This is a genomic window from Bacillus sp. FSL M8-0350 (assembly GCF_038593345.1).
Lineage (GTDB): Bacteria > Bacillota > Bacilli > Bacillales > Bacillaceae > Bacillus > Bacillus safensis.
The window spans coordinates 2584938-2606633 of record NZ_CP151985.1 but is presented as its reverse complement, the minus strand read 5'-3'; the positions used below and the strand labels follow the sequence as shown (position 1 = coordinate 2606633).

Sequence of the window (21696 nt, the reverse complement as noted above, 5' to 3'; positions counted from 1 at the left end):
GTGAGTGAACGTGGATGAAATCCAATCTGTCTTATACGAATACGGGCTTGAGGCTGAATATATTGAACCTGTCAGTCCTGCTGTCATCAAGGTCTATACAAAGCAGGGTGTATTTGCTCTGAAACGAGTAAAAGCCAGCCGGCATATGCAATTTACAGAACAAATGCTTGAACTGGAATCAAAGGGCTATCGCTCCTTTGTGCCGATTTATCGGACGAAGAGCGGTTCCTTTTTCTCAAGTCATCGGGAAAGCCGGTATGCATACTATTTGATGCCGTGGCTGACGAATGAAAAGAGAGAAGAGCAGGACGATAAGCATGAATATTTATTTCAAGAGATTGCAAGACTTCATAAGCGGACTGAAGTCATGATGGATATCACAGCGCAAGAGATAGAAGCACATTACACACAAATCAAGACCAAATGGGAAACAGAGAAAGACATGTATGAACGATTCATAGAGCGGGCAGAACAAACGTGGTATATGTCGCCATTTGAGCTGGCCGCTGCTATGTATTTTTCAGAGGCGATGTCTGCCAGTGAATTTGCGCTTGAACGTTTAGAAGATTGGCATGAAGAAATGACAGACAAAGAGACAACGCGTGTTGTGCTAAATCATGGACAGCTATCGATCCATCACTTTTTGTATAATGATGTAGGGACAGGACATTTCACCAATTTTGAGCGGTCTAAAAAAGCCGCCCCCATTTATGATCTTCTGACCTTTTACTTTCGGACATTCAAAACCTATCCCACGTCTTGTCCTGAATGCACTTCCTTGTTTTATACGTACCAAAAAGGAAACCCTCTTCGGGAGGAAGAACTGCATTTATTCCTAAGCTACCTCGCTTATCCGCAAGGTCTGTTTGATACGGTAAAAGCCTATGAAGCAGGCGGGCAGGATGAAATGGAAAGCTGCCAGCAGCTGTTAAGAGCGTATTGGCAGATGAAAAATTCAGAGCCGACCGTCATGAAGATTCACGAGATTGAGCAGGCTAGACGGCTTGAAGAAGAACAAAGTGCCTCGTCATCGGCGGAATGACGAGGTTATACTGCGTTGGTTTTATATGTGCAGGTACATAATGATGAGTTTTTAAAACCAATCAAGATGAAAGGCAAAGGCGAGAAAAATAAGAATACCTAGAATGAGGACGTCAAATGTCGTAGGGAAAATGATCGTACGAAATCCTTGAAATATAGCAATAGGGAGAACGACTTGGGAAGCAACTGCCCGAATTTGTCTCAGCCAGGGGGGAAGTGTGTAAGGATTGATCTTCTTCAAATCAAACGCCCTCCTTCTTCATTTTGTTATTATCATATGGGCAAAAGGGCGAAGGGTGCCTGCCCAATTTGTATAAAGAAGAAGAAAAGCGGAAAAGATGATTGACGAAAACAAAAGGCATTTAGTAATATTAATAAAAGATGAGTATGTGCTGATGAACGTGATATATCGTAAGCGTGGATCAGGAAGAGTACGAGCAAGACCCTAAAGAGAGGGAAGCCAAGAGCTGAAAGGTTTCCTAGGATGTACTTGTTTGGAAGGTCGCCTGTGAGCTTAATTTCTTGAATGAACAAGTAGAGAAATTCGGGAGAACCCCGTTATCCTTTAGAGTGTATGGGACACGTGTATGTGTCTCATGAAAAAAGGTGGTACCGCGAAAAAGCTTTTTCGTCCTTTTATAAGGATGGAAAGGCTTTTTTTATGTTTCATCAGCCGAAAAAATGTGGAGGTTACACAAATGGGAACAAATAATCAAGAAATGCCAACAAAGTACGATCCGAATGCGATTGAAAAAGACCGCTATACGTACTGGCTTGAAGGGAAATTCTTCGAAGCACAAAATGACAAAACGAAAGATCCATATACAGTCGTCATTCCTCCACCAAACGTGACAGGAAAACTGCACCTTGGGCATGCATGGGATTCTACACTCCAAGACATCGTGACACGTATGAAACGGATGCAGGGCTATGACGTTCTTTGGCTTCCGGGTATGGATCATGCCGGTATTGCGACTCAAGCAAAAGTCGAGGCAAAGCTTCGCGAAGAAGGCGTAAGCCGGTATGACCTTGGCCGGGAGAAATTTGTGGAAGAAACGTGGAAGTGGAAAGAAGAATATGCAGATTTTATTCGCAGCCAGTGGGCGAAAATGGGACTTGGCCTCGATTACTCCCGTGAACGTTTTACTTTAGATGAAGGTCTGAATAAAGCCGTTCGCCAAGTGTTTGTTCAATTGTATGAAAAAGGGCTTATTTATCGCGGAGAGTACATCATTAACTGGGATCCAGCAACGAAAACGGCACTTTCTGATATTGAAGTGATTTATAAGGATGTTCAAGGTGCGTTTTATCACTTGAGATATCCGCTTTCAGATGGAACAGGTTCAATTGAAATTGCGACAACAAGACCTGAAACTATGCTGGGAGATACAGCCGTAGCCGTACACCCTGATGACGAACGCTATCAGCATTTGATTGGAAAAACAGTGGTTTTACCAATTACAGGCCGTGAAATCCCAATCGTCGGTGATGATTATGTCGATATGGAGTTTGGCTCAGGTGCTGTGAAAATTACACCAGCTCATGACCCGAATGACTTTGAGCTTGGAAACCGCCATGGGCTAGAGCGTATTCTTGTCATGAATGAAGATGGCACAATGAATGCGAATGCCCTGCAATACAAAGGAATGGACCGCTTCGAATGCCGCAAACAGCTTGTGAAGGATTTACAAGAGGAAGGCATTTTGTTCAAAATTGAAGACCACATGCATTCAGTTGGTCATAGTGAGCGAAGTGGAGCTGTCGTTGAACCGTATTTATCGACACAATGGTTTGTGAAAATGCAGCCGCTGGCAGACGAAGCCATTCATCTGCAAAAAGGGGACGACCAAGTTCAATTTGTTCCAGACCGATTTGAGAAGACATATTTACATTGGATGGAAAATATCCGTGACTGGTGTATTTCTCGTCAGCTATGGTGGGGACACCGCATTCCGGCTTGGTATCATAAAGAAACGAAAGAAGTATACGTTGGGCTTGAAGCACCAGAAGATATTGAGAACTGGGAACAGGATAACGATGTACTTGATACATGGTTTAGTTCAGCGCTGTGGCCGTTTTCTACAATGGGCTGGCCAGATGCAGACAGTGAAGACTTCAAGCGCTACTACCCAACCAATCTGCTTGTAACAGGCTATGACATCATTTTCTTCTGGGTATCCCGCATGATCTTCCAAGGTCTTGAATTCACAGGAGAAAAACCGTTTAAAGATGTCCTCATTCATGGGCTCATCCGCGACGAACAAGGACGTAAAATGAGTAAGTCGCTTGGCAACGGAATTGATCCAATGGAGGTCATCGACAAATACGGTGCGGATTCATTAAGATATTTCTTAGCGACTGGAAGCTCACCAGGCCAGGATCTTCGTTTTAGCTTTGAAAAGGTTGAATCCACTTGGAACTTTGCGAACAAAATTTGGAACGCATCCCGTTTTGCTTTAATGAATATGGATGGTTTAACGTATGATGAGCTTGATTTATCAGGAGAAAAATCAGTTGCTGATCAATGGATTTTAACACGCTTAAATGAAACAATTGAAAGTGTCACACAGCTTGCTGACAAGTATGAATTCGGTGAAGTGGGCAGACATTTATACAACTTCATTTGGGATGATTTCTGTGATTGGTACATTGAAATGGCGAAGCTTCCGCTTTATGGTGAAGACGAAGCAGCAAAGAAAACGACTCGTTCGATCCTTGCGTATGTATTAGATCAAACAATGAGACTTTTACATCCGTTTATGCCGTTCTTAACAGAAGAAATCTGGCAGCATCTACCGCATGAAGGTGAGTCTATTACTGTAGCGGCATGGCCTGAAGTGAAGCCGGAGCTTTCCAACGAACAAGCTTCTGCTGATATGAAGCTGCTTGTTGAACTCATTCGTTCTGTTCGTAACATTCGCAGTGAAGTGAACACGCCAATGAGCAAACAAGTTGAGCTTTACATTAAAGCATCTACGTCTGATGTTCAAGAACGTTTAGAGAAAAATCGTTCATATATTGAGCGCTTCACGAACCCAAGTGTTCTTGAAATTGGCACAGATGTCCCAGCTAGTGATAAAGCGATGACGGCTGTCATTTCTGGAGCAGAACTCATTCTGCCGCTTGAAGGCTTAATCAACTTAGATGAAGAAATTGCTCGTCTGCAAAAAGAGCTTAATAAACTGACAAAAGAAGTGGAACGAGTTCAGAAAAAGCTTGGCAATGAAGGCTTTATGAAAAAAGCGCCTGAAAGTGTCGTAGAAGAAGAGCGTGCGAAAGAACGTGATTATGTCGCAAAACGCGAAGCTGTTCAAAAGCGTATTGAAGAGCTGAAAGCATAAGAGTGAAAAGACGGCTCCTAATGAAATGGAGTCGTCTTTTTTGAAAATTTCGTATGAAATGAGAGATGACATTGTTTACAAACTACCATGAAGCAATTGAGTGGATTCACAGCAGACTGGCCTTTGGCGTAAAACCGGGTCTTGAACGAATGAAATGGCTGATGAACAGACTAGGAAATCCGGAACAAAGCATAAAAGCAGTACATGTTGCAGGTACAAATGGCAAAGGATCAACCATTGCGTTTACACGTTCTGTTTTACAGGAAGCCGGCTATTCAGTCGGAACCTTCACCTCTCCGTTTATACTAACGTTCAATGAAAGAATCAGCGTGAACGGAGCGCCTATAGAGGATGAAGAATGGCTGAGTTTGGTGAATGAAATCAAGCCTTTTGTTGATGAATTAGATCAAACAGAGCTTGGCGCAGCAACAGAATTTGAAATCATTACAGCATGTGCATTTGCTTATTTTGCTCATGTGCACCAAGTAGACTTTGTCCTCTTGGAAACCGGGCTTGGCGGAAGGCTTGATTCTACAAATATTGCTGTGCCAATCTTAACAGCGATTACGTCGATTGGTCATGATCATATGGCCATTTTAGGTGACACACTTGAACAGATTGCAGCTGAAAAAGCGGGTATTATCAAAGAGGGTATTCCAATGATTACGGCAGTCCACCAGCCAGAAGCTCTTGCTGTCATTCAAAACACAGCAAAAGAAAAGAATGCCGAATGTATTTCCTTACAAGATACTTGCAGCTTTGATGAGCAGCAGCCGACAGAAACAGGTGAACGTTTCACGTTACGCACATCAAAAAGGCAGTATCCTCAGCTTGAAACAGGATTAATTGGAACGCATCAAAGGCAAAATGCTTCCCTTGCTGTTTTACTCATTGAATGGCTGGAGCAAGAAGGCTATATTAGCGTGACAGAAGAGCAAATATATGAAGGCATTCGGCAGGCAGTTTGGGCTGGAAGGTTTGAAAAAGTCAAAGATCATCCTCCAGTGTATTTAGACGGTGCTCATAATGAAGAAGGGATCGACCGTTTAATTGAAACGGTACAAGCTCATTTTTCTAGTAAACAGGTGCATATATGTTTTAGTGCTTTAAAAGATAAGCCGTACAAGCAAATGATTCAAAAGCTTGAAGCCGTTAGTTCTTCTATCCATTTTGTTTCATTTGATTTTCCAAGAGCCGAATCAGCTGAAAAGCTTTATGTATGCAGTCAGTTAGACGCAAAGTCTTATGATGATGACCCTCGTACAGTGCTTGAGTTCATTCAGAAAAAAAGTGATGATCCTTCAGCGGTGATTCTTGTGACAGGCTCTCTTTATTTTATTTCAGATATACGAAAGCGTATGATCGGGTAACAAAAAAACGCAAATGGCTTCAATGCCTCTTGCGTTTTTTTCTTTTGATACGCAGAAGGGAAGTAAAATCATATTTTCGCTATGTGCTCAATGAATACGGTCGTGGTAAAATCTGGTCTATCTTATTCTCGGAAGGGGTCACAATATATGATAGGCATTTTTGTGTTTCTTGCAGGCATCACCATGGGGTCGTTCTTTCATCTAGTTGGTGAAAGGCTGCCACTGAAGCGGTCTATTCTTTTTCCTCGTTCTCACTGCACAGCCTGTAAACAGCCGCTTTCCTTGCGCGAGATGATTCCGCTAGTTTCGTATGCATTATTGAGGGGGGCTTGTAAACATTGCGGCACTCGGCTGTCTTTGCTATATCCACTGATTGAGCTGCTGTCAGGCAGTCTTTTTTTGCTCATGTATAGAATCGCTGGTATTTCGTTTGAAGGTCTTTTTCTTGTGATTCTTTGTAGTTTATTTGTGATTGCTGTCGTGAGCGATCTCCTTTATATGAGGGTGCCAAACGAGCTGTTTCTCTTCTTTTTCCCTCTTTTCGTCATATACCGCACGCTTGAACCTCTTCTTATTTGGTGGGAAGGAGCGGCTTCGCTTCTTTTTTGCTTTCTCTTGTTTTATAGTTTAGATCGTCTCAAGCCAAATAGCATAGGCGGAGCTGATGTCAAGCTGTTCGGAGTAATTGCATTTTGCTTAGGATTCAAGCCATTCCTTCTCATTCTTTTCCTCTCGTGTATTGCTGGAATCGTCTATGCGAAGGTTTTTTCCTTTCGATTAGATGAGCCATTTCCCTTTGTTCCTGCGATCTCTTTTTCTTTTTGGCTGTATCTCTATGGAGCTCATGTCATGCTCCCATTCACCGGGACGACCGGTTGAAAAAATTGGCGAACACTTTTTTTTCCTGCCGACAAAAGTCTTGTTCTTTTTTTTATCCGCTATGTTAAAGTGTGAAACAGAAAGAAGGACGGGTTACATTCGCGCTGATTCATTGGACAAAAAGGTCTTTCTTACAAACAATGTCAGAAAGCGGGGAATGACAGTGAAAAAAAGGCAGGCAAAAAAACAAGGGTTAAAAGTCAATATTAATGGCAAAGAAGAAATGCTTCATGAAGATGACCATCAGCCGCCAAAACAACAAGAGGATGATCAAGTGACGTTTTCGAATTGGGAGGAAAAAAGGCAGTCAGAACTGGAGACAGCTGCTTCCGAGGAAGAACCGGCTAAACCGAAAGAAGAAGATTTCCAGTGGGATGATGCAGCTGATCATATTTATCATTCTGATCCAAAGGTCGTCACACCTTATCAAAAGAAAAAAGGCTCCTTTGATCAGAAGTTCGGTAAAAACCGCGGCCCGTTTAAGAGAGTGATGACAACGATTGTGTTTGCAGTGGTTCTTGGGACAGGCCTAGGTGTGTTTGCACTTAGCCTAAGTCAAGATGGTACTCAGAATCCATCAGGGGGAGATATCAGCGTTTCAGCATCCGGAAATCAATCATCGATGAAAGCGGGCGGGGATGCGCCGCCAGCAGATACTGCTGATGAATCAAAAGAGAATAAAGATGAAAAAAGCGCCTCTGGCAGCTTTTCAACATATGTTGTACAGGCTGGAAAGTTTTCCTCTGAAAAAGGAGCAGATGAATTAGTTGGCAGTTTAAAAGAAGCAGGATACGCGGGGAAAAAGGTCTCAATGGATGATGGCTATTATGTTATTGCCGGGCTTGCGACAGAACAGGGCATGACAAGCGCTGTTGGGAAGAAGCTGATTGATCAGCACTTTGAGGCGTGGGGAGGCAAGGAGCTCTCATTTCAAGTACCGGAGGAGCTGACTAGTTTAATAGAAAAGGCATCTGTTTTATCCTCTAAGGTCATTGCAGGGGATGATGTGGATCAAAAGGACGTTGCGCAGCTGATCTCTGAGCTTGAAAGTGCCAAAACAACGGACGCACCAGCTAAAAGCAGTTTGCTGAAAGCGGTGCAGCTGTTAAATGAACCTACTGCTGAAAACGGGTGGAAATCTCAGCAGGCACTGCTTGATCAATTAAATACGTAAAATCATATTTTATAAAACCAAACTAGTCAAAAAATGACTAGTTTTTTTCTTTTGCATCCAACATAATGATGAAGAAACATGAAAAATGAATTTTCGTAAATTGTCGGTAAGATGTACATTTGATAGGATGAATGGGTATCTTACTTCTTAGGCTAAACCCTGAAAGGATGAACAAACATGAACCAATTGATTCTCGCATCTCAATCCCCTAGAAGAAAAGAATTGCTTGATCTAGCAGGGTTTTCTTATGACATTCAAGCAAGTCAATTAAAAGAAGAAATAAATCGAAACTTTTCTCCTGCAGAGAACGTCCAATGGTTGGCAGAACAAAAAGCAAGTGATATTCAAAGATTATATCCCGAAGCTGTGATTATTGGTGCAGATACGATTGTTGCAATTGACGGCAAATGTCTTGGGAAACCAAAAGACAAGGAAGAAGCGGCATCAATGCTTCAATTATTGTCAGGAAAGACACATCAAGTCTTGACGGGTGTCACGATTCAATCAGAGAATAGAAAAGAAACATTTTATGAACAAACAGAAGTGACGTTTTGGACACTTACGCAAAATGAAATAGACCGCTATATCGAAACGGGAGAACCGCTTGATAAAGCGGGAAGCTATGGCATTCAAGGAAAAGGCGCACTGTTTGTTCAAAAAATAGATGGTGATTATTTTTCCGTTGTCGGTCTCCCTATTACAGTTAGAGTGCTCGAAACATTTGGAATCACCCCTTTTTGATGACAGGAAGGAATCTAAAAGGAGTGGGCATCATGAACGATTTCCCTATGTTGCTAAAGCATTTTCCTCAAGATGAAAAGCCGAGAGAACGATTTATGAAATATGGTCCCGGCAGTCTGTCAAACCATGAACTTGTTGCGATTCTTTTAAGGACAGGCACAAAAAAGGAATCAGTTCTCCAAATTTCTGCAAGACTTCTGCAAACATTTGGCGGTCTTCGCTCTGTAAGAGAAGCCTCAATTGAAGAAATGTCGAAGATTCGAGGAGTTGGAAAGGCGAAGGCGGTCTCTCTATTAGCTGCTTTAGAACTCGGCACTAGATTACACCATCAAACGACGGACAACCGCTATGTGATCCGCACACCAGAGGATGGGGCAAAATATGTGATGGAAGATATGAGGTTTTTACAACAGGAGAATTTCGTTTGTCTTTATCTCAATTCAAAAAATCAAGTTCTTCATAAACATACTGTGTTTATTGGAAGTTTGAACTCATCCATCGTTCACCCGCGTGAAATTTTCAAAGAGGCGTTTAAACGTTCGGCTGCTTCATTTATATGTGTGCACAACCATCCATCTGGAGACCCGACGCCGAGCAGGGAAGATATTGAAGTCACACAGCGACTTTTTGAATGTGGAAAGCTGATTGGAATACAGCTGCTTGATCATCTTGTCATAGGTGATCAAAAATTTGTGAGTTTGAAGGAAAAAGGGTATTTGTAACACTTTTTTTTTCAATGTTTTACGATATAATAGAGTTTATGAGTTTTTCCCTAAGGGAATTTTGGTTTAAGAAAGGAAGATACATACATATGTTTGGAATTGGTACAAAAGACCTTGGAATAGATCTTGGAACAGCGAATACGCTTGTTTTTATTAAAGGAAAAGGCATTGTTGTGAGAGAACCTTCGGTCGTAGCCTTGGAAACTGATACGAAGTCTATAGTGGCAGTCGGAAATGATGCTAGAAACATGATTGGCCGTACACCTGGTAATGTTGTGGCATTACGCCCAATGAAAGACGGAGTCATTGCAGATTACGAGACGACAGCAACAATGATGAAATATTACATTAATCAAGCATTAAAAGGCAAAGGGCTTTTTGCTCGTAAACCTTACGTCATGGTATGTGTACCATCTGGTATTACAGCTGTAGAAGAGCGTGCAGTCATTGATGCAACAAGACAAGCTGGTGCACGTGACGCATACCCAATTGAAGAGCCATTTGCTGCGGCAATCGGTGCTAACCTGCCTGTATGGGAGCCAACAGGAAGTATGGTTGTGGACATTGGCGGCGGTACAACAGAGGTAGCGATTATTTCTCTTGGCGGCATTGTGACATCACAATCAATCCGCGTGGCAGGAGATGAGATGGATGATGCGATCAGCAGCTACATCCGTAAAACGTATAACCTAATGATCGGTGATCGTACGTCAGAAGCGATTAAAATGGAAATCGGTTCTGCGCAGCCTGATGTACATGATGAGATGGACATTCGCGGCCGTGACCTTTTAACAGGTCTGCCAAAAACAATCTCTATTACGGCAGAAGAGATTGCCAAAGCGCTTCGCGATACGGTGGAAACAATTGTCGATGCAGTGAAAATGACTCTTGAAAAAACCCCGCCTGAGCTGGCAGCAGATATTATGGACCGCGGAATTGTTTTAACAGGAGGCGGTGCATTGCTTCGTAATCTTGACAAAGTCATTAGTGATGAAACGAAAATGCCAGTCATTATTGCAGAAGACCCGCTTGACTGTGTGGCAATCGGAACAGGGAAAGCACTAGAACATATTCATTTGTTCAAAGGAAAATCAAAAGATAATCGATAATCGGTCGTAATTAAAGAGGTGTAAGACATGCCGCAGTTTTTTATGAATAAAAGATTAATGTTGCTCCTTGTCTGTGTCATCGTACTGGTGGCCATGATTGGTTTTTCAGTGAAAAGCGGCAGAGGTGCTTCATGGCCGGAAAAATTAGTGGGGGATACGACAGGCTTTTTTCAAGGTGTCTTTCATAAACCATCACAATTTATTGCCGGTATTTATGGGAACGTACAAGATTTAAAGAACACATATGATGAAAACGAGCGTCTTCGAAAAAAACTTGATGGACAAACCCAATATGAGGCGAAACTTCAAGAACTAGAAGATGAGAACAAAAAGCTTCGCAAACAGCTTGGCTATGTGAACTCTATTCGTGACTACACGCCAATTCTCTCAACTGTTATCGCAAGAAACCCATCTCTTTGGGATAGCTTTGTGATGATTGATAAAGGGAAAAAACAAGGCGTGGACAAAGATATGGCGGTCACAAATGAGAGTGGTGCGTTAATTGGGAAAATTGAAAGTGATAAGCTCAACAATTTTACTTCGACTGTAAGATTGCTAAGCTCTACTGACCAAAATAATAGAATTTCAACGAAAATTTTTGCGAAAAAGGGCAAAGAAGAACTCAATGGAATCATTAACGGTTATGACAGCAAGAAAAAAATGCTGACTATGAATATTCTGAAATCCGATGCAGATGGGGATGTCAAAAAAGGAGATCTTGTTGAAACATCTGGAGCAGGGGGCGTATTCCCGCAAGGCTTAACGATTGGTAAGGTAAGTGAAATCGAGCCAGACCATTACGGCCTGACAAAGATCATTTACGTAGAACCAGCGGCTGAACTCAACAATTTAGACCGTGTGATTGTGGTGAATCGCAGCACAAGTACAGCAGATGCATCTGAATTGACGAAGGAGGAAGGCTCGTGAAACGTGTCCTTCTTGCTTTCGTCATGTTGTTTATCTTCGTATTTGACAGCATTTTTGTTGATTTAGTGAAGCTCCCATTTGTTTCAGAGAATCAAATTTTAGCTCCTCATTTCATTTTACTCGCACTTGTATTTATGACTGCTTTTGTGAATCAAAAATATGGTGTGATTTACGGATTTATCTTTGGACTTTTATATGATATTTCATATACAGGCATACTTGGTGTTCATATGTTTGGCTTTGGGGCGCTTTGCTATTTGTTAGCAAAAGCCTTTAAAGTTCTGCAAACGAATATGTTAGTCGTTGTCTTTCTGTCGATTATTGCTGTTTCCGTGATGGAGTTTTATGTATACGGCGTTCAAGCGACAATTCAACCAGGGATTATGCCGTTTAATACGTATGTCATCGAACGCTTTATTCCAACGATTCTTTTAAATACTGCTGCGTCTCTCATACTTGTTGTGCCGTTTAGGCTCTTTTTCACCCACGTGAAACAAGGACTGATCGACGAATAAAAGCAGGAGTTTGTTCAATTACGGCGAAATGAGTATGTTGTTGAGGTGAGCATCTTGAAAACTCAAAAACAGCAATATGTGACGATAAAAGGTACAAAAAACGGATTAACATTACAGTTAAATGATGACTGTTCGTTTGATGACCTTCTTTCCGGCTTGCGAGAGGTTCTATTACTTGAGCAATATACAGATGGAAGAGAAGGACATAAGGTCAATGTGCATATTAAGCTTGGTTTTCGGTATTTAACAGAGGATCAGGAGACGCGTTTGACTGAAGCGGTGTCTGAAAATGAACATCTCGTCATCCACTCCATTGAAAGTGAAGTCATGTCAACTGAAGAGGCGAGACGATTAAAAGCAGAGGCTGAAATTACTTCTGTAGCAAAAATTGTACGCTCTGGACAGGTGCTGCATGTCGAAGGAGATCTTTTATTAATAGGAGATGTCAATCCTGGCGGAACGATTCGCGCAGGAGGAAATATTTTTGTGCTTGGCGCTTTAAAAGGTGTGGCGCATGCTGGATGTAATGGCAACAAACAGGCTGTTATTGCGGCATCTCATATGATTCCAACACAGCTTCGCATCGCACAAGTTTTTAACCGCGCGCCAGACCAAAAAGAAGATGGAAATGAAATGGAATGTGCTTATTTAGATATAGATGGCAATATGATCATTGAACGCCTGCAGCAATTGGCTCATATAAGACCTAATCTGACAAGGCTTGAGGGAGGAATGTGAAATTGGGCGAGGCTATTGTGATTACCTCAGGAAAAGGCGGCGTTGGCAAAACAACAACATCTGCAAACTTAGGCACAGCACTAGCAATTCAAGGGAAAAAAGTGTGTCTAGTTGATACCGATATCGGCCTTCGGAATCTGGATGTCGTGATGGGGCTAGAAAACCGCATTATTTATGATCTAGTCGATGTAGTAGAAGGAAGATGCAAAATTCATCAAGCGCTTGTAAAAGATAAGCGTTTCGAGGATCTTTTGTATCTTTTACCTGCTGCTCAAACAAGTGATAAAACGGCTGTAGAGCCGGAACAGATCAAAGAATTAATTCAATCATTGAAACAAGACTTTGATTATGTTGTTATTGACTGCCCTGCTGGAATTGAGCAAGGCTTTAAAAATGCTGTATCCGGTGCAGACAAGGCCATTGTCGTGACGACGCCTGAAATCTCAGCTGTGAGAGATGCGGACCGAATCATCGGTTTGTTAGAACAAGAAGATATCGAACCGCCTCGTTTGATTGTCAATCGTATTCGTACACACATGGCGAAAAATGGCGATTCAATGGATGTAGATGAAGTGGTACATCACTTATCGATTGATCTACTTGGCATTGTAGCAGATGATGATGATGTGATTAAGGCTTCAAACAATGGTGAACCAATTGTTATGGATGCTAAAAACAAAGTATCGATTGCCTATCGCAATATTGCCCGCCGGGTACTAGGCGAATCTGTTCCGCTTCAATCTTTTGAAGAAGAAAACAAGGGAATGTTTGCAAAGCTCAAAGCATTTTTTGGTGTAAGAGCATAATCACTGAACCGTGATAGAAAACCTTTGCAGTCTAGGAAAGACGGCTACCTTTGCGAAGCGAATTTGACATTCGTGAGTACCGGAGCGCAGACCTGACACCGAATGCGAGGGTTTGTCTGCACGCTGAGGCCGATTCGATGAGAATCGGTCTTTTTGTTGCATATCAGATGGGGTTGTCACATAAAATGTACAAACTGTTTGTATGTAAAGGGTGATCTCATGAAAAGAGTGGACGAGTACCGAAAGAAAATCGCACAGCGCCGCAAAATGATGCAGCCAGCTGCTCCCCCTAAGAAGACGGCTTTCAAGAAAAAAGAAGATATCCCGCCATGGGTTATGATGACAGAGGAAGAAAAGCATTCTGGCTCGACCTCCTATGAACCGGCGTCCCATCAGCCAAAGAAATATCGTCATCCCTTATTTAACCCGAATACCTTTGTGCTTAAATGCTTATTATCAGCGTCCCTTGTTTTGATTGCAGCCATTTCATTTAAAGGTCAGACAGGTCCGTTTCAGCAGCTGAAGCCGATGATTACTCAGACTTTTGAGCAAGATTTTCAATTTGCTGCTGCTAACCGCTGGTTTGAAAAAACAGTTGGACATCCGCTGGCTTTTTTAACAGAGAAAAAAGATGGCCAAAAGGACGTACAAGCGAATCAAGAACTAGCTGTTCCTGCCTCTGGTAAAGTGCAGGAATCCTTTACGCAAAATGGAGCAGGTGTCAAAGTGGAGACATCCGCTGAAGCCATTGATAGTATGAAGGAAGGCTATGTGGTCGAGGTGAAAAAGCAAAGCGATACAGGGCTTACCGTTGTAGTGCAGCATGCAGATAACAGCTATAGCTGGTACGGTCAATTAAAGAAAGCCGATGTGGCCTTATACGATTTTGTCGATAAGGGTGAAAAAATTGGCCAGATTTCGCTTGATGATCAAGGGAAGGGCACGTATTACTTTGCTATTAAGCAAAATGAACAATTTATCGATCCTATTCAGGTGATGACCTTTGAATAGATGGCTGCTCATGCTGACGAAAATTCACATCCATCCGCTGCTGTGGATTGTGATGGCGTTTGCGATTCTGTCAGGTCAAATCAAGCCGCTGCTTTGTCTGCTCGTGATTGTCTGTGTCCATGAACTTGGACATGCAGCGGCTGCCTGCTATTATCATTGGCGCATTCGGCGGATTTTTTTACTGCCATTTGGCGGAACGGTGGAAGTAGAGGAACATGGGAACCGTCCGTTAAAAGAAGAGCTGGCGGTCATTTTGTGCGGGCCGCTTCAGCATGTACCGCTCCAGCTCATGGCATGGCTTTTCATGGAGGCTTCTCTTATCTCGCACGACGTCTTTACGATGTTTACCTTTTATAATATGGCGATTTTCCTTGTGAATCTTTTGCCCGTTTGGCCGCTTGATGGCGGAAAATTATTCTTTTTGCTCTTATCTGTTTTTTACCCTTTCCAACGTGCACATGCCCTAGCAATAAAAGGCTCACTTGTCTTTTTCGGTCTATTGACAGGAGGGTTACTTTTATTTGCACCGCTGCAATTCAATGGCTGGGTGCTGCTTACTTTTTTAGCTTATTCACTCGTGATGGAACACAGGCAGCGGCATTACGTCAGGGTTCGCTTCTTACTAGAACGGTATTACGGTAAAAAAGAGCAGAAGGTAGAAAAACTGATTCCGCTGAGAGCAAGTGCAGAGGAAAAAGTATACGAAGTGATGGCACGATTTCAAAGGGGCTGCAAGCATCCGATTATTATTGAAAGAGATGGCGTGAAGATGAGCCAGCTTGATGAAAATGAACTGCTCCATGCGTATTTTTCAGATCGCAGAACCACCTCCTCAATGGAAGAGCTTCTTTTACCGTACTAATAGTGAAAATACATTGACATTCTGCGTCTAGTTTGATATATTTTTTAATGTTATGGATATGTAGCACCCGTGCTACAACCGCGCGGAGCAGGTGTAAAGTGCCTATGGCCCCCTGTATTCGGCGAGTCTGAGTTTATTAGGAGGTGCAGAGATGTACGCAATTATCGAAACTGGTGGTAAACAAGTAAAAGTTGAAGAAGGTCAAACTGTTTATGTTGAAAAACTAGCTGCTGAAGCAGGTGAAACAGTAACTTTCGAAAACGTATTGTTTGTCGGCGGAGACACTGTCAAAGTGGGTAACCCTTCAGTTGCTGGAGCAACAGTAACGGCTAAAGTTGAAAAACAAGGTCGCGGTAAGAAAATTACTGTGTTCAAGTACAAACCGAAGAAAAACAACCACAAGAAACAAGGTCATCGTCAACCTTACACTAAAGTTGTTATCGAAAAAATCAACGCTTAAGGCGTGTGAGTGATATGATCAAAGCAACCATTACTCGGTCTTCAGCAGATGAAAGCATTACGTCTTTTCAGATGACTGGACATGCCGAGTTTGCTGAAAAAGGTCAGGATCTCGTTTGTGCAGGTGTATCTGCTGTTGTTTTTGGCTCAGTCAATTCAATTATTGCACTGACAGGATTGGACCCACTGCTTGATATTGGTGAAGATGGCGGCTACTTCTCTTTTGAACTGCCGGCTGATACAGATCCAGTATCCTTTGAAAAAGCCCAGCTGCTTTTAGAAGGCATGGTCGTTTCCTTAGAGACAATTGAACGAGATTATCACGATTATGTGAGAATATCAACAAAAAAATAGGAGGTGAACTTCATGCTTAGATTAGATCTTCAATTTTTCGCATCTAAAAAAGGGGTAGGTTCTACAAAGAACGGACGTGACTCTGAGTCTAAACGTTTAGGCGCTAAACGTGCTGATGGTCAATTCGTAACTGGTGGTTCTATCCTTTATCGTCAACGTGGAACGAAAATCTATCCAGGTGAAAACGTTGGACGCGGAGGCGACGACACTCTTTTCGCTAAAATCGACGGAACAGTTAAATTCGAACGTTTCGGTCGTGACCGTAAAAAAGTGAGCGTATATCCTGCGGCACAATAATTGCTAAAAACTCCGGTCATTGACTGGAGTTTTTTCACTTTTTACAAGCAGTACCGAAGATGATAAAAGAAGATGCACTCCATAAATATCAAAGAACGTTTGCTGACTTTGCCTCATTTTCTCCTATACGATCAGAAAAAACAACCTTTCCTCACATAACTAGTGTTTTTCTATGCTGTCTTCTCTGTTATAATTCAGGGAGACATATTGATGATAAGACTCCTAAAAGAGAGACCAAACGATTGGGAGTGCGATAATGGAAGAGATACCAAGTAAAGAAAATGAAAAATTAACTCACGTTGCATTAACAAATGAATTGATCTATCTGCTCAGTCGTTCAAGACACGACTGGATGAATAAATTACAGCTGATCAAAGGCAACTTGACATTAGAAAAATATGACCGCGTGTTTGAAATTATAGAAGAAATGGTCATTGAAGCACAGCATGAATCCAAACTCTCAAATTTAAAAATTCCCCAATTGGCCTATTACTTTCTAACATTTAATTGGGAGTCGCATTTTATCACCTTAGAATATGAAGTGCTTGGTGAAACCCGAGACTTATCAGCATATGAATCGCAGCTGCTAACGGTATCACAGGAGTTGTTTTCGATATTCGATCAATCAGTTTGCCAAAAAACTGAAAATCATTTAACGGTCACTTTCCAAACAGATCATGAAGAAAATGATGTGATCTTATATTTTGATTTCAAAGGAAAATTAACAAGTTTGGATGCGTTAAATGCGTTTCATGACGCAAACTATCCATGTATGAGTATAACGCAATTTCATGTGACGCCTCATGAGTCCATGATTGAGCTTTGTTTGAGGCAAGAACGAGATATGTGATGCAGAGAAACGGAGGAAGTTATGTTTGTAGATCAGGTTAAAGTGTATGTTAAAGGCGGTGACGGCGGAAACGGTATGGTGGCGTTCCGTCGTGAAAAATATGTACCAAAGGGCGGCCCAGCAGGCGGCGACGGCGGAAATGGTGCAGATGTTGTATTTGAAGTAGACGAAGGACTTAGAACGTTAATGGACTTTCGTTATAAGCGCCATTTCAAGGCTGACCGCGGCGAGCACGGAATGAGTAAAAACCAGCATGGCCGAAATGCGGAAGAAATGATTGTCAAAGTTCCGCCGGGTACGGTTGTGACAGATGCAGAGACGGAACAAGTACTAGCTGACTTGACAGAGCATGGGCAGCGGGCTGTAATTGCCAAAGGCGGACGTGGCGGACGTGGGAATTCACGCTTCGCAACACCAGCAAACCCTGCACCACAGCTGTCTGAAAACGGTGAGCCAGGTAAAGAACGTGACGTCATCTTAGAATTAAAAGTACTTGCAGATGTTGGACTTGTTGGTTTCCCAAGTGTCGGGAAGTCAACGCTGCTCTCGATTGTCTCTTCTGCGAAACCAAAAATTGCGGATTATCATTTTACAACGCTTGTACCGAACCTCGGGGTTGTTGAAACAGACGATAACCGAAGCTTTGTTATGGCGGATCTGCCAGGACTGATCGAAGGAGCGCACGAAGGCGTTGGCTTAGGTCATCAATTTTTACGTCATATTGAGCGTACACGTGTCATTGTCCATGTCATTGATATGTCTGGACTTGAAGGGCGTGACCCATACGAAGACTACGTGACGATTAATGAAGAGCTTGAGCAGTACAATATGAGATTGACAGAGCGTCCGCAAATCATTGTTGCGAACAAAATGGACATGCCAGATGCAGCTGACAATCTAGAGGCATTTAAAGAAAAATTAACGGATGACTATAAAGTGTTCCCGATTAGTGCGATCACAAGAGAAGGGCTACGTGAGCTCTTATTTGAAATCGCCAATCAGCTTGAAACAACACCGGAATTCCCGCTCTATAATGAAGAGGAGCTGTCGGATAACCGCGTGATGTACAGGTTTGATGAAGGCGATGCACCATTTGAGATCTCTAGAGATCCTGATGGCACATTTGTCTTAACGGGTAAAGCACTTGAGCGTCTGTTTAAGATGACAGACTTCTCAAGAGATGAATCTGTTAAACGATTCTCTAGACAGCTGCGTGGAATGGGTGTCGATGATGCCTTGCGTGAGCGTGGAGCAAAAGATGGCGACATCATTCGTCTGCTTGAATTTGAATTCGAATTTATTGATTGATCAAAAGGAGGGTCCAGACCATGGGCTCTCCCGTTTTTAAAAGGGGAGAAAACAGGTGAAAGAAGAAACGTTCTATTTAGTAAGAGAGGATGTACTTCCAGATGCGATGCGAAAAACGCTTGAAGTCAAAAAGCTTCTCGATCGCAAAAAAGCGGATTCAGTTGCCGATGCTGTTCAAAAAGCGGATTTAAGCCGCAGTGCTTTTTATAAATACCGAGATGCTGTTTTTCCATTTTATACAATGGTGAAAGAGCAGATCATCACATTGTTTTTCCACCTTGAGGACCGGTCTGGGGCTTTATCAAGACTGCTTCAAATTGTGGCTGACTCTGGCTGTAATGTGTTATCCATTCACCAAACGATTCCGCTGCAAGGAAGAGCGAATGTCACCTTATCAATTAGTACAGCTGGTATGGCAGATGATATCAACACCGTCATGAATCAATTAAGAAAGCTTGAATTTGTCGAAAAAGTCGAAATTCTAGGTTCTGGGGCGTAAAAGGAGAGATCATAGCAGATGAAGCAATTAACTGTAGGTTATTTTGGACCAGAGGCAACATTTACTCATTTGGCCGTATGCTCTTGTTTTCCAAAAGATGCGGTGCAGCGTGCCTATGCAACGATTCCGCAATGTATGGATGCTGTGTCAAAAGGCGAAGTCGATTTGGCGGTCGTTCCACTTGAAAATGCACTCGAAGGCTCTGTGAACTTAACGATTGATTATTTAATTCATGAAGAAGCGCTGTCCATTGTGGGGGAGATGACAGCACCAATTCGGCAGCATTTGCTTGTCCACCCATCAAGAGCGGAGAGCTGGGAGACGTTAGATGTCATTCAATCGCATCCTCACGCGATTGCCCAGTGTCATCAATTTCTGAAAAAGCAGTACCCTCATATTCCTCATCGGCCAGTGGAATCAACAGGCTATGCAGCAAAATACATCAGTGAGCATCCAGATGAAGCTGTCGGGGCTATTGCCAATGAAATTGCCGCAAAAACGTATGGTTTGGCGATTGCAAAAAAAGACATCCATGATTATCCGCACAACCATACACGCTTTGTGATTTTACATAAAGATCCTAACGCATCGTTCCCAATGAATTCTGGTTTCTCATCAAAGCCAAAAACGACCATTGTGGTCAGTCTGCCTAAGGATGATCAATCAGGCGCATTGCACCGCGTGCTGTCTGCTTTTTCTTGGCGGAATCTTAACTTGTCAAAAATTGAATCTCGTCCGACAAAAACAGGTCTTGGACATTATTTATTTATTATTGACATTGAAAAAGAAATGGATGATGTCCTCGTCCCTGGTGCGATTCAAGAATTAGAAGCGATTGGCTGTGAGGTCAAGCTGCTTGGCAGCTATCAAACATATGAATTAACGAATGAAAAATAGTGTCCCGTGAGGACACTATTTTTTTAATCTTTTATTAAAAACCCAGCATCATCCAGCGCTTGAATGGCTTGGTCAAGCTGCTTTTGGCTGTAAGAAGTGAGAGTATGCAGGTGCACGCCGTCTGTTAGTTCTGACAAGTAGGACGCGCCGGTGTTAGAAATATGATGGACAAAATCAGCGACTTGTTTCCGTGTGCTGACGCGAATAGAGGCCGTTAGTTCACCATAAACAGGATGCTCAATGATCACATCTTTCACCGTCACTCCAAAGTCAACAATCAAGGTCAGTTCCTCTTCTGTACGAGCAGGATCATGTTTGCAGGCGATGATTTGTTCAATTTCTCTTTCTGGCGCATGCTGCGCTGCCATATACACATAGCCTTGGCTTGTGGCAATAATGGGTTCGTTTTTTGCTTTTAATAATGAAATATCTTGTACAATGACTTGCCGAGAGACAGCCGCCTTTTTAGCTAAAAAGCTTCCAGTAAGCGGTGTGTCTGTTTCTTTCAGCCACTCTAAAATGGCGTTTCTTCTTTCTTCGCCAATGAGTTTCCTCTCTTGCTCCACGTCCTAAGCTCCCTTCTTCTCCTTTTGCAAATGCTCAAATGTATGCAAAAGCTGATCGATGTCATCTTTTGATGACTGATATCCAAATGATAGTCGAATAAATTGTAGGGCATCACGATCTGATACACGCAATGCCTTCACAGCAGGGGAAGGATGGTGATAACCGGAAGCACATGCGCTTCCAGTAGATAGACAAATCCCATGCCGGTTACATGCTAACATTACATATTGTCCTTCAAACCCTTCAAAAAAACAACCAATAATATGAGGAAGCGTGCGGCGATTGTCATTGTCCTGAAGTGTACGAACTGGCAGCTGTCTTATTTTTAATTGCTGAAGAAAATAATCACGCAGCTGCTTATCTAATTTTTGCTGTTCATCCAGCCTAAGCATCGCTTGTTCACTTGCGGCAGCAAAAGCACCGATACATGGAACGTTTACTGTCCCTGGACGTAAGCCATTTTCCTGAACTGCTCCTGTATATAAAGGTTTCCAAGGAACATGAGCGCCCATATAAACGGCACCAGCGCCTTTAGGAGCATACACTTTATGACTTGAGATGGACACAGCATCGACTCCAAGTTCTTTGATGGACACACGAATCTTTCCAAATGTTTGCACAGCATCTGTATGAAAAAGAATGTTCCTTTCTTTTAAAAGAGGCGCTAATTCAGCAAGCGGCTGGATAATTCCTGTTTCTGAATTAGCATGCTGAATAGATACTAGTCCTGTTTCAGGCAATAATGCTTTTTTGAGAATGTCCTTTGTTATGATTCCATCCTGATTCGGTTCAATGATCGTGACTTTTATGCCAAGACGCTCTAAGCTGCTAACTGCATAATGAACAGAAGGATGCTCAACCGAAGTTGTGATGACATGCTGTTGATGTGCTGGCAGTCCATTGATGATCGATTGAATCGCAAGGAGATTGGATTCAGTTCCACCGCTTGTAAAATAGATCCCATCCAGTTCACCCTCGATCATGGCAGCGAGTGATTGTCTGCTGTAAGTCAATATGTCATTTGCTTTTCCCCCAGCATCATGAAGGCTGCTTGCATTTCCGTAGAAATTTTTGCTTAGCTGCTCAAAAACATGCAGCGCTTCCTCTGAAACAGGTGTAGAAGCTGCGTAATCTAAATAAACCAACCCATCCATCTCCCGTGTGAAAATTTTTTCTTGTATTTATTTTAGTGTTGTGTAATGATATGTGTCAAGACAGGTGTAAATGAC

The 21696-nt window shown here is 42.5% G+C and carries 24 protein-coding genes and 2 other annotated features; of the genes, 21 read left to right on the top strand and 3 right to left on the bottom strand.

Going from position 1 to position 21696, the window contains the following annotated elements; translation table 11 throughout:
- The first annotated feature begins 10 nt into the window (after window positions 1-10).
- Window positions 11-1042: a spore coat protein YsxE gene (ysxE, locus tag NSS80_RS13695; RefSeq protein ID WP_034279820.1), complete on the top strand. Its 1032-nt coding sequence runs from the start codon at window positions 11-13 to the stop codon at window positions 1040-1042.
- A 51-nt stretch (window positions 1043-1093) separates the two neighbouring features.
- Here ysxE and NSS80_RS13690 read toward each other — a convergent pair whose 3' ends face one another.
- Window positions 1094-1282, bottom strand: a complete 189-nt coding sequence (locus NSS80_RS13690; RefSeq protein ID WP_342498328.1) for a hypothetical protein — start codon at window positions 1280-1282, stop codon at window positions 1094-1096.
- 168 nt (window positions 1283-1450) lie between these two features.
- Window positions 1451-1680 (top strand) — a binding site (T-box leader).
- 59 nt (window positions 1681-1739) lie between these two features.
- Here NSS80_RS13690 and NSS80_RS13685 point away from each other — a divergent pair.
- From NSS80_RS13685 to pheA, 20 genes are all read left to right on the top strand, one after another.
- Window positions 1740-4382 carry a valine--tRNA ligase gene (locus NSS80_RS13685; RefSeq protein ID WP_041115085.1) on the top strand — a complete coding sequence of 881 codons (2643 nt, stop codon included), beginning with the start codon at window positions 1740-1742 and terminating at the stop codon, window positions 4380-4382.
- A 65-nt stretch (window positions 4383-4447) separates the two neighbouring features.
- Complete coding sequence (locus tag NSS80_RS13680) at window positions 4448-5752, top strand: folylpolyglutamate synthase/dihydrofolate synthase family protein (RefSeq protein WP_317221903.1); 1305 nt, start codon at window positions 4448-4450, stop codon at window positions 5750-5752.
- A gap of 147 nt (window positions 5753-5899) precedes the next feature.
- The gene (locus tag NSS80_RS13675; protein ID WP_317221904.1) at window positions 5900-6631 is read left to right on the top strand and encodes a prepilin peptidase; all 732 of its coding nucleotides are present in this window, start codon (window positions 5900-5902) and stop codon (window positions 6629-6631) included.
- Between the two features lie 157 nt (window positions 6632-6788).
- The gene (locus NSS80_RS13670; RefSeq protein ID WP_231122777.1) at window positions 6789-7805 is read left to right on the top strand and encodes an SPOR domain-containing protein; all 1017 of its coding nucleotides are present in this window, start codon (window positions 6789-6791) and stop codon (window positions 7803-7805) included.
- 177 nt (window positions 7806-7982) lie between these two features.
- Entirely contained in the window at window positions 7983-8546 is a 564-nt protein-coding gene (locus NSS80_RS13665; RefSeq protein ID WP_342498327.1) for a Maf family protein, read from the top strand.
- A 47-nt stretch (window positions 8547-8593) separates the two neighbouring features.
- Window positions 8594-9268 carry a DNA repair protein RadC gene (gene radC, locus NSS80_RS13660; protein ID WP_034280738.1) on the top strand — a complete coding sequence of 225 codons (675 nt, stop codon included), beginning with the start codon at window positions 8594-8596 and terminating at the stop codon, window positions 9266-9268.
- Between the two features lie 89 nt (window positions 9269-9357).
- A complete protein-coding gene (locus NSS80_RS13655; RefSeq protein WP_007501538.1) occupies window positions 9358-10377 on the top strand; it encodes a rod shape-determining protein in 1020 nt (339 codons plus the stop codon).
- Window positions 10378-10404: 27 nt separating this feature from the next.
- On the top strand, window positions 10405-11304 hold the full coding sequence (mreC, locus tag NSS80_RS13650) for a rod shape-determining protein MreC (protein WP_048239013.1): 900 nt from the start codon (window positions 10405-10407) through the stop codon (window positions 11302-11304).
- On the top strand, window positions 11301-11819 hold the full coding sequence (mreD, locus tag NSS80_RS13645; RefSeq protein ID WP_024423162.1) for a rod shape-determining protein MreD: 519 nt from the start codon (window positions 11301-11303) through the stop codon (window positions 11817-11819). The genes mreC and mreD overlap by 4 nt, the downstream gene beginning before the upstream one ends.
- A gap of 54 nt (window positions 11820-11873) precedes the next feature.
- A complete protein-coding gene (gene minC, locus NSS80_RS13640) occupies window positions 11874-12557 on the top strand; it encodes a septum site-determining protein MinC (protein WP_024423161.1) in 684 nt (227 codons plus the stop codon).
- Between the two features lie 2 nt (window positions 12558-12559).
- Entirely contained in the window at window positions 12560-13363 is an 804-nt protein-coding gene (gene minD, locus NSS80_RS13635) for a septum site-determining protein MinD (protein WP_017358134.1), read from the top strand.
- A 219-nt stretch (window positions 13364-13582) separates the two neighbouring features.
- On the top strand, window positions 13583-14374 hold the full coding sequence (locus NSS80_RS13630; protein ID WP_041115090.1) for a M23 family metallopeptidase: 792 nt from the start codon (window positions 13583-13585) through the stop codon (window positions 14372-14374).
- Entirely contained in the window at window positions 14367-15236 is an 870-nt protein-coding gene (locus tag NSS80_RS13625) for a M50 family metallopeptidase (protein WP_024423159.1), read from the top strand. Before NSS80_RS13630 ends, NSS80_RS13625 begins: the two co-directional genes overlap by 8 nt.
- Before the next feature lie 66 nt (window positions 15237-15302).
- Window positions 15303-15375, top strand: a sequence feature (ribosomal protein L21 leader region).
- A 12-nt stretch (window positions 15376-15387) separates the two neighbouring features.
- On the top strand, window positions 15388-15696 hold the full coding sequence (rplU, locus tag NSS80_RS13620; RefSeq protein WP_003216781.1) for a 50S ribosomal protein L21: 309 nt from the start codon (window positions 15388-15390) through the stop codon (window positions 15694-15696).
- Between the two features lie 14 nt (window positions 15697-15710).
- Window positions 15711-16049, top strand: coding sequence for a ribosomal-processing cysteine protease Prp (locus tag NSS80_RS13615; RefSeq protein WP_034621123.1), 339 nt, complete (start codon window positions 15711-15713; stop codon window positions 16047-16049).
- A gap of 12 nt (window positions 16050-16061) precedes the next feature.
- Window positions 16062-16346 carry a 50S ribosomal protein L27 gene (rpmA, locus tag NSS80_RS13610; RefSeq protein ID WP_003216586.1) on the top strand — a complete coding sequence of 95 codons (285 nt, stop codon included), beginning with the start codon at window positions 16062-16064 and terminating at the stop codon, window positions 16344-16346.
- A 256-nt stretch (window positions 16347-16602) separates the two neighbouring features.
- Window positions 16603-17196: a sporulation initiation phosphotransferase B gene (locus NSS80_RS13605; protein ID WP_024423157.1), complete on the top strand. Its 594-nt coding sequence runs from the start codon at window positions 16603-16605 to the stop codon at window positions 17194-17196.
- Between the two features lie 21 nt (window positions 17197-17217).
- Window positions 17218-18504, top strand: coding sequence for a GTPase ObgE (gene obgE, locus NSS80_RS13600; RefSeq protein WP_024423156.1), 1287 nt, complete (start codon window positions 17218-17220; stop codon window positions 18502-18504).
- Window positions 18505-18559: 55 nt separating this feature from the next.
- On the top strand, window positions 18560-19003 hold the full coding sequence (locus tag NSS80_RS13595; protein ID WP_008342790.1) for an ACT domain-containing protein: 444 nt from the start codon (window positions 18560-18562) through the stop codon (window positions 19001-19003).
- An 18-nt stretch (window positions 19004-19021) separates the two neighbouring features.
- Window positions 19022-19900: a prephenate dehydratase gene (pheA, locus tag NSS80_RS13590; protein ID WP_024427846.1), complete on the top strand. Its 879-nt coding sequence runs from the start codon at window positions 19022-19024 to the stop codon at window positions 19898-19900.
- A 23-nt stretch (window positions 19901-19923) separates the two neighbouring features.
- On the opposite strand, the gene NSS80_RS13585 is transcribed toward pheA, so the two are convergent.
- Together NSS80_RS13585 and NSS80_RS13580 are read right to left on the bottom strand one after the other, a co-directional pair.
- The gene (locus NSS80_RS13585; RefSeq protein ID WP_024423154.1) at window positions 19924-20466 is read right to left on the bottom strand and encodes a transcription repressor NadR; all 543 of its coding nucleotides are present in this window, start codon (window positions 20464-20466) and stop codon (window positions 19924-19926) included.
- Window positions 20467-20469: 3 nt separating this feature from the next.
- Window positions 20470-21621: an IscS subfamily cysteine desulfurase gene (locus NSS80_RS13580; RefSeq protein ID WP_041115092.1), complete on the bottom strand. Its 1152-nt coding sequence runs from the start codon at window positions 21619-21621 to the stop codon at window positions 20470-20472.
- Between the last annotated feature and the right edge of the window lie 75 nt (window positions 21622-21696).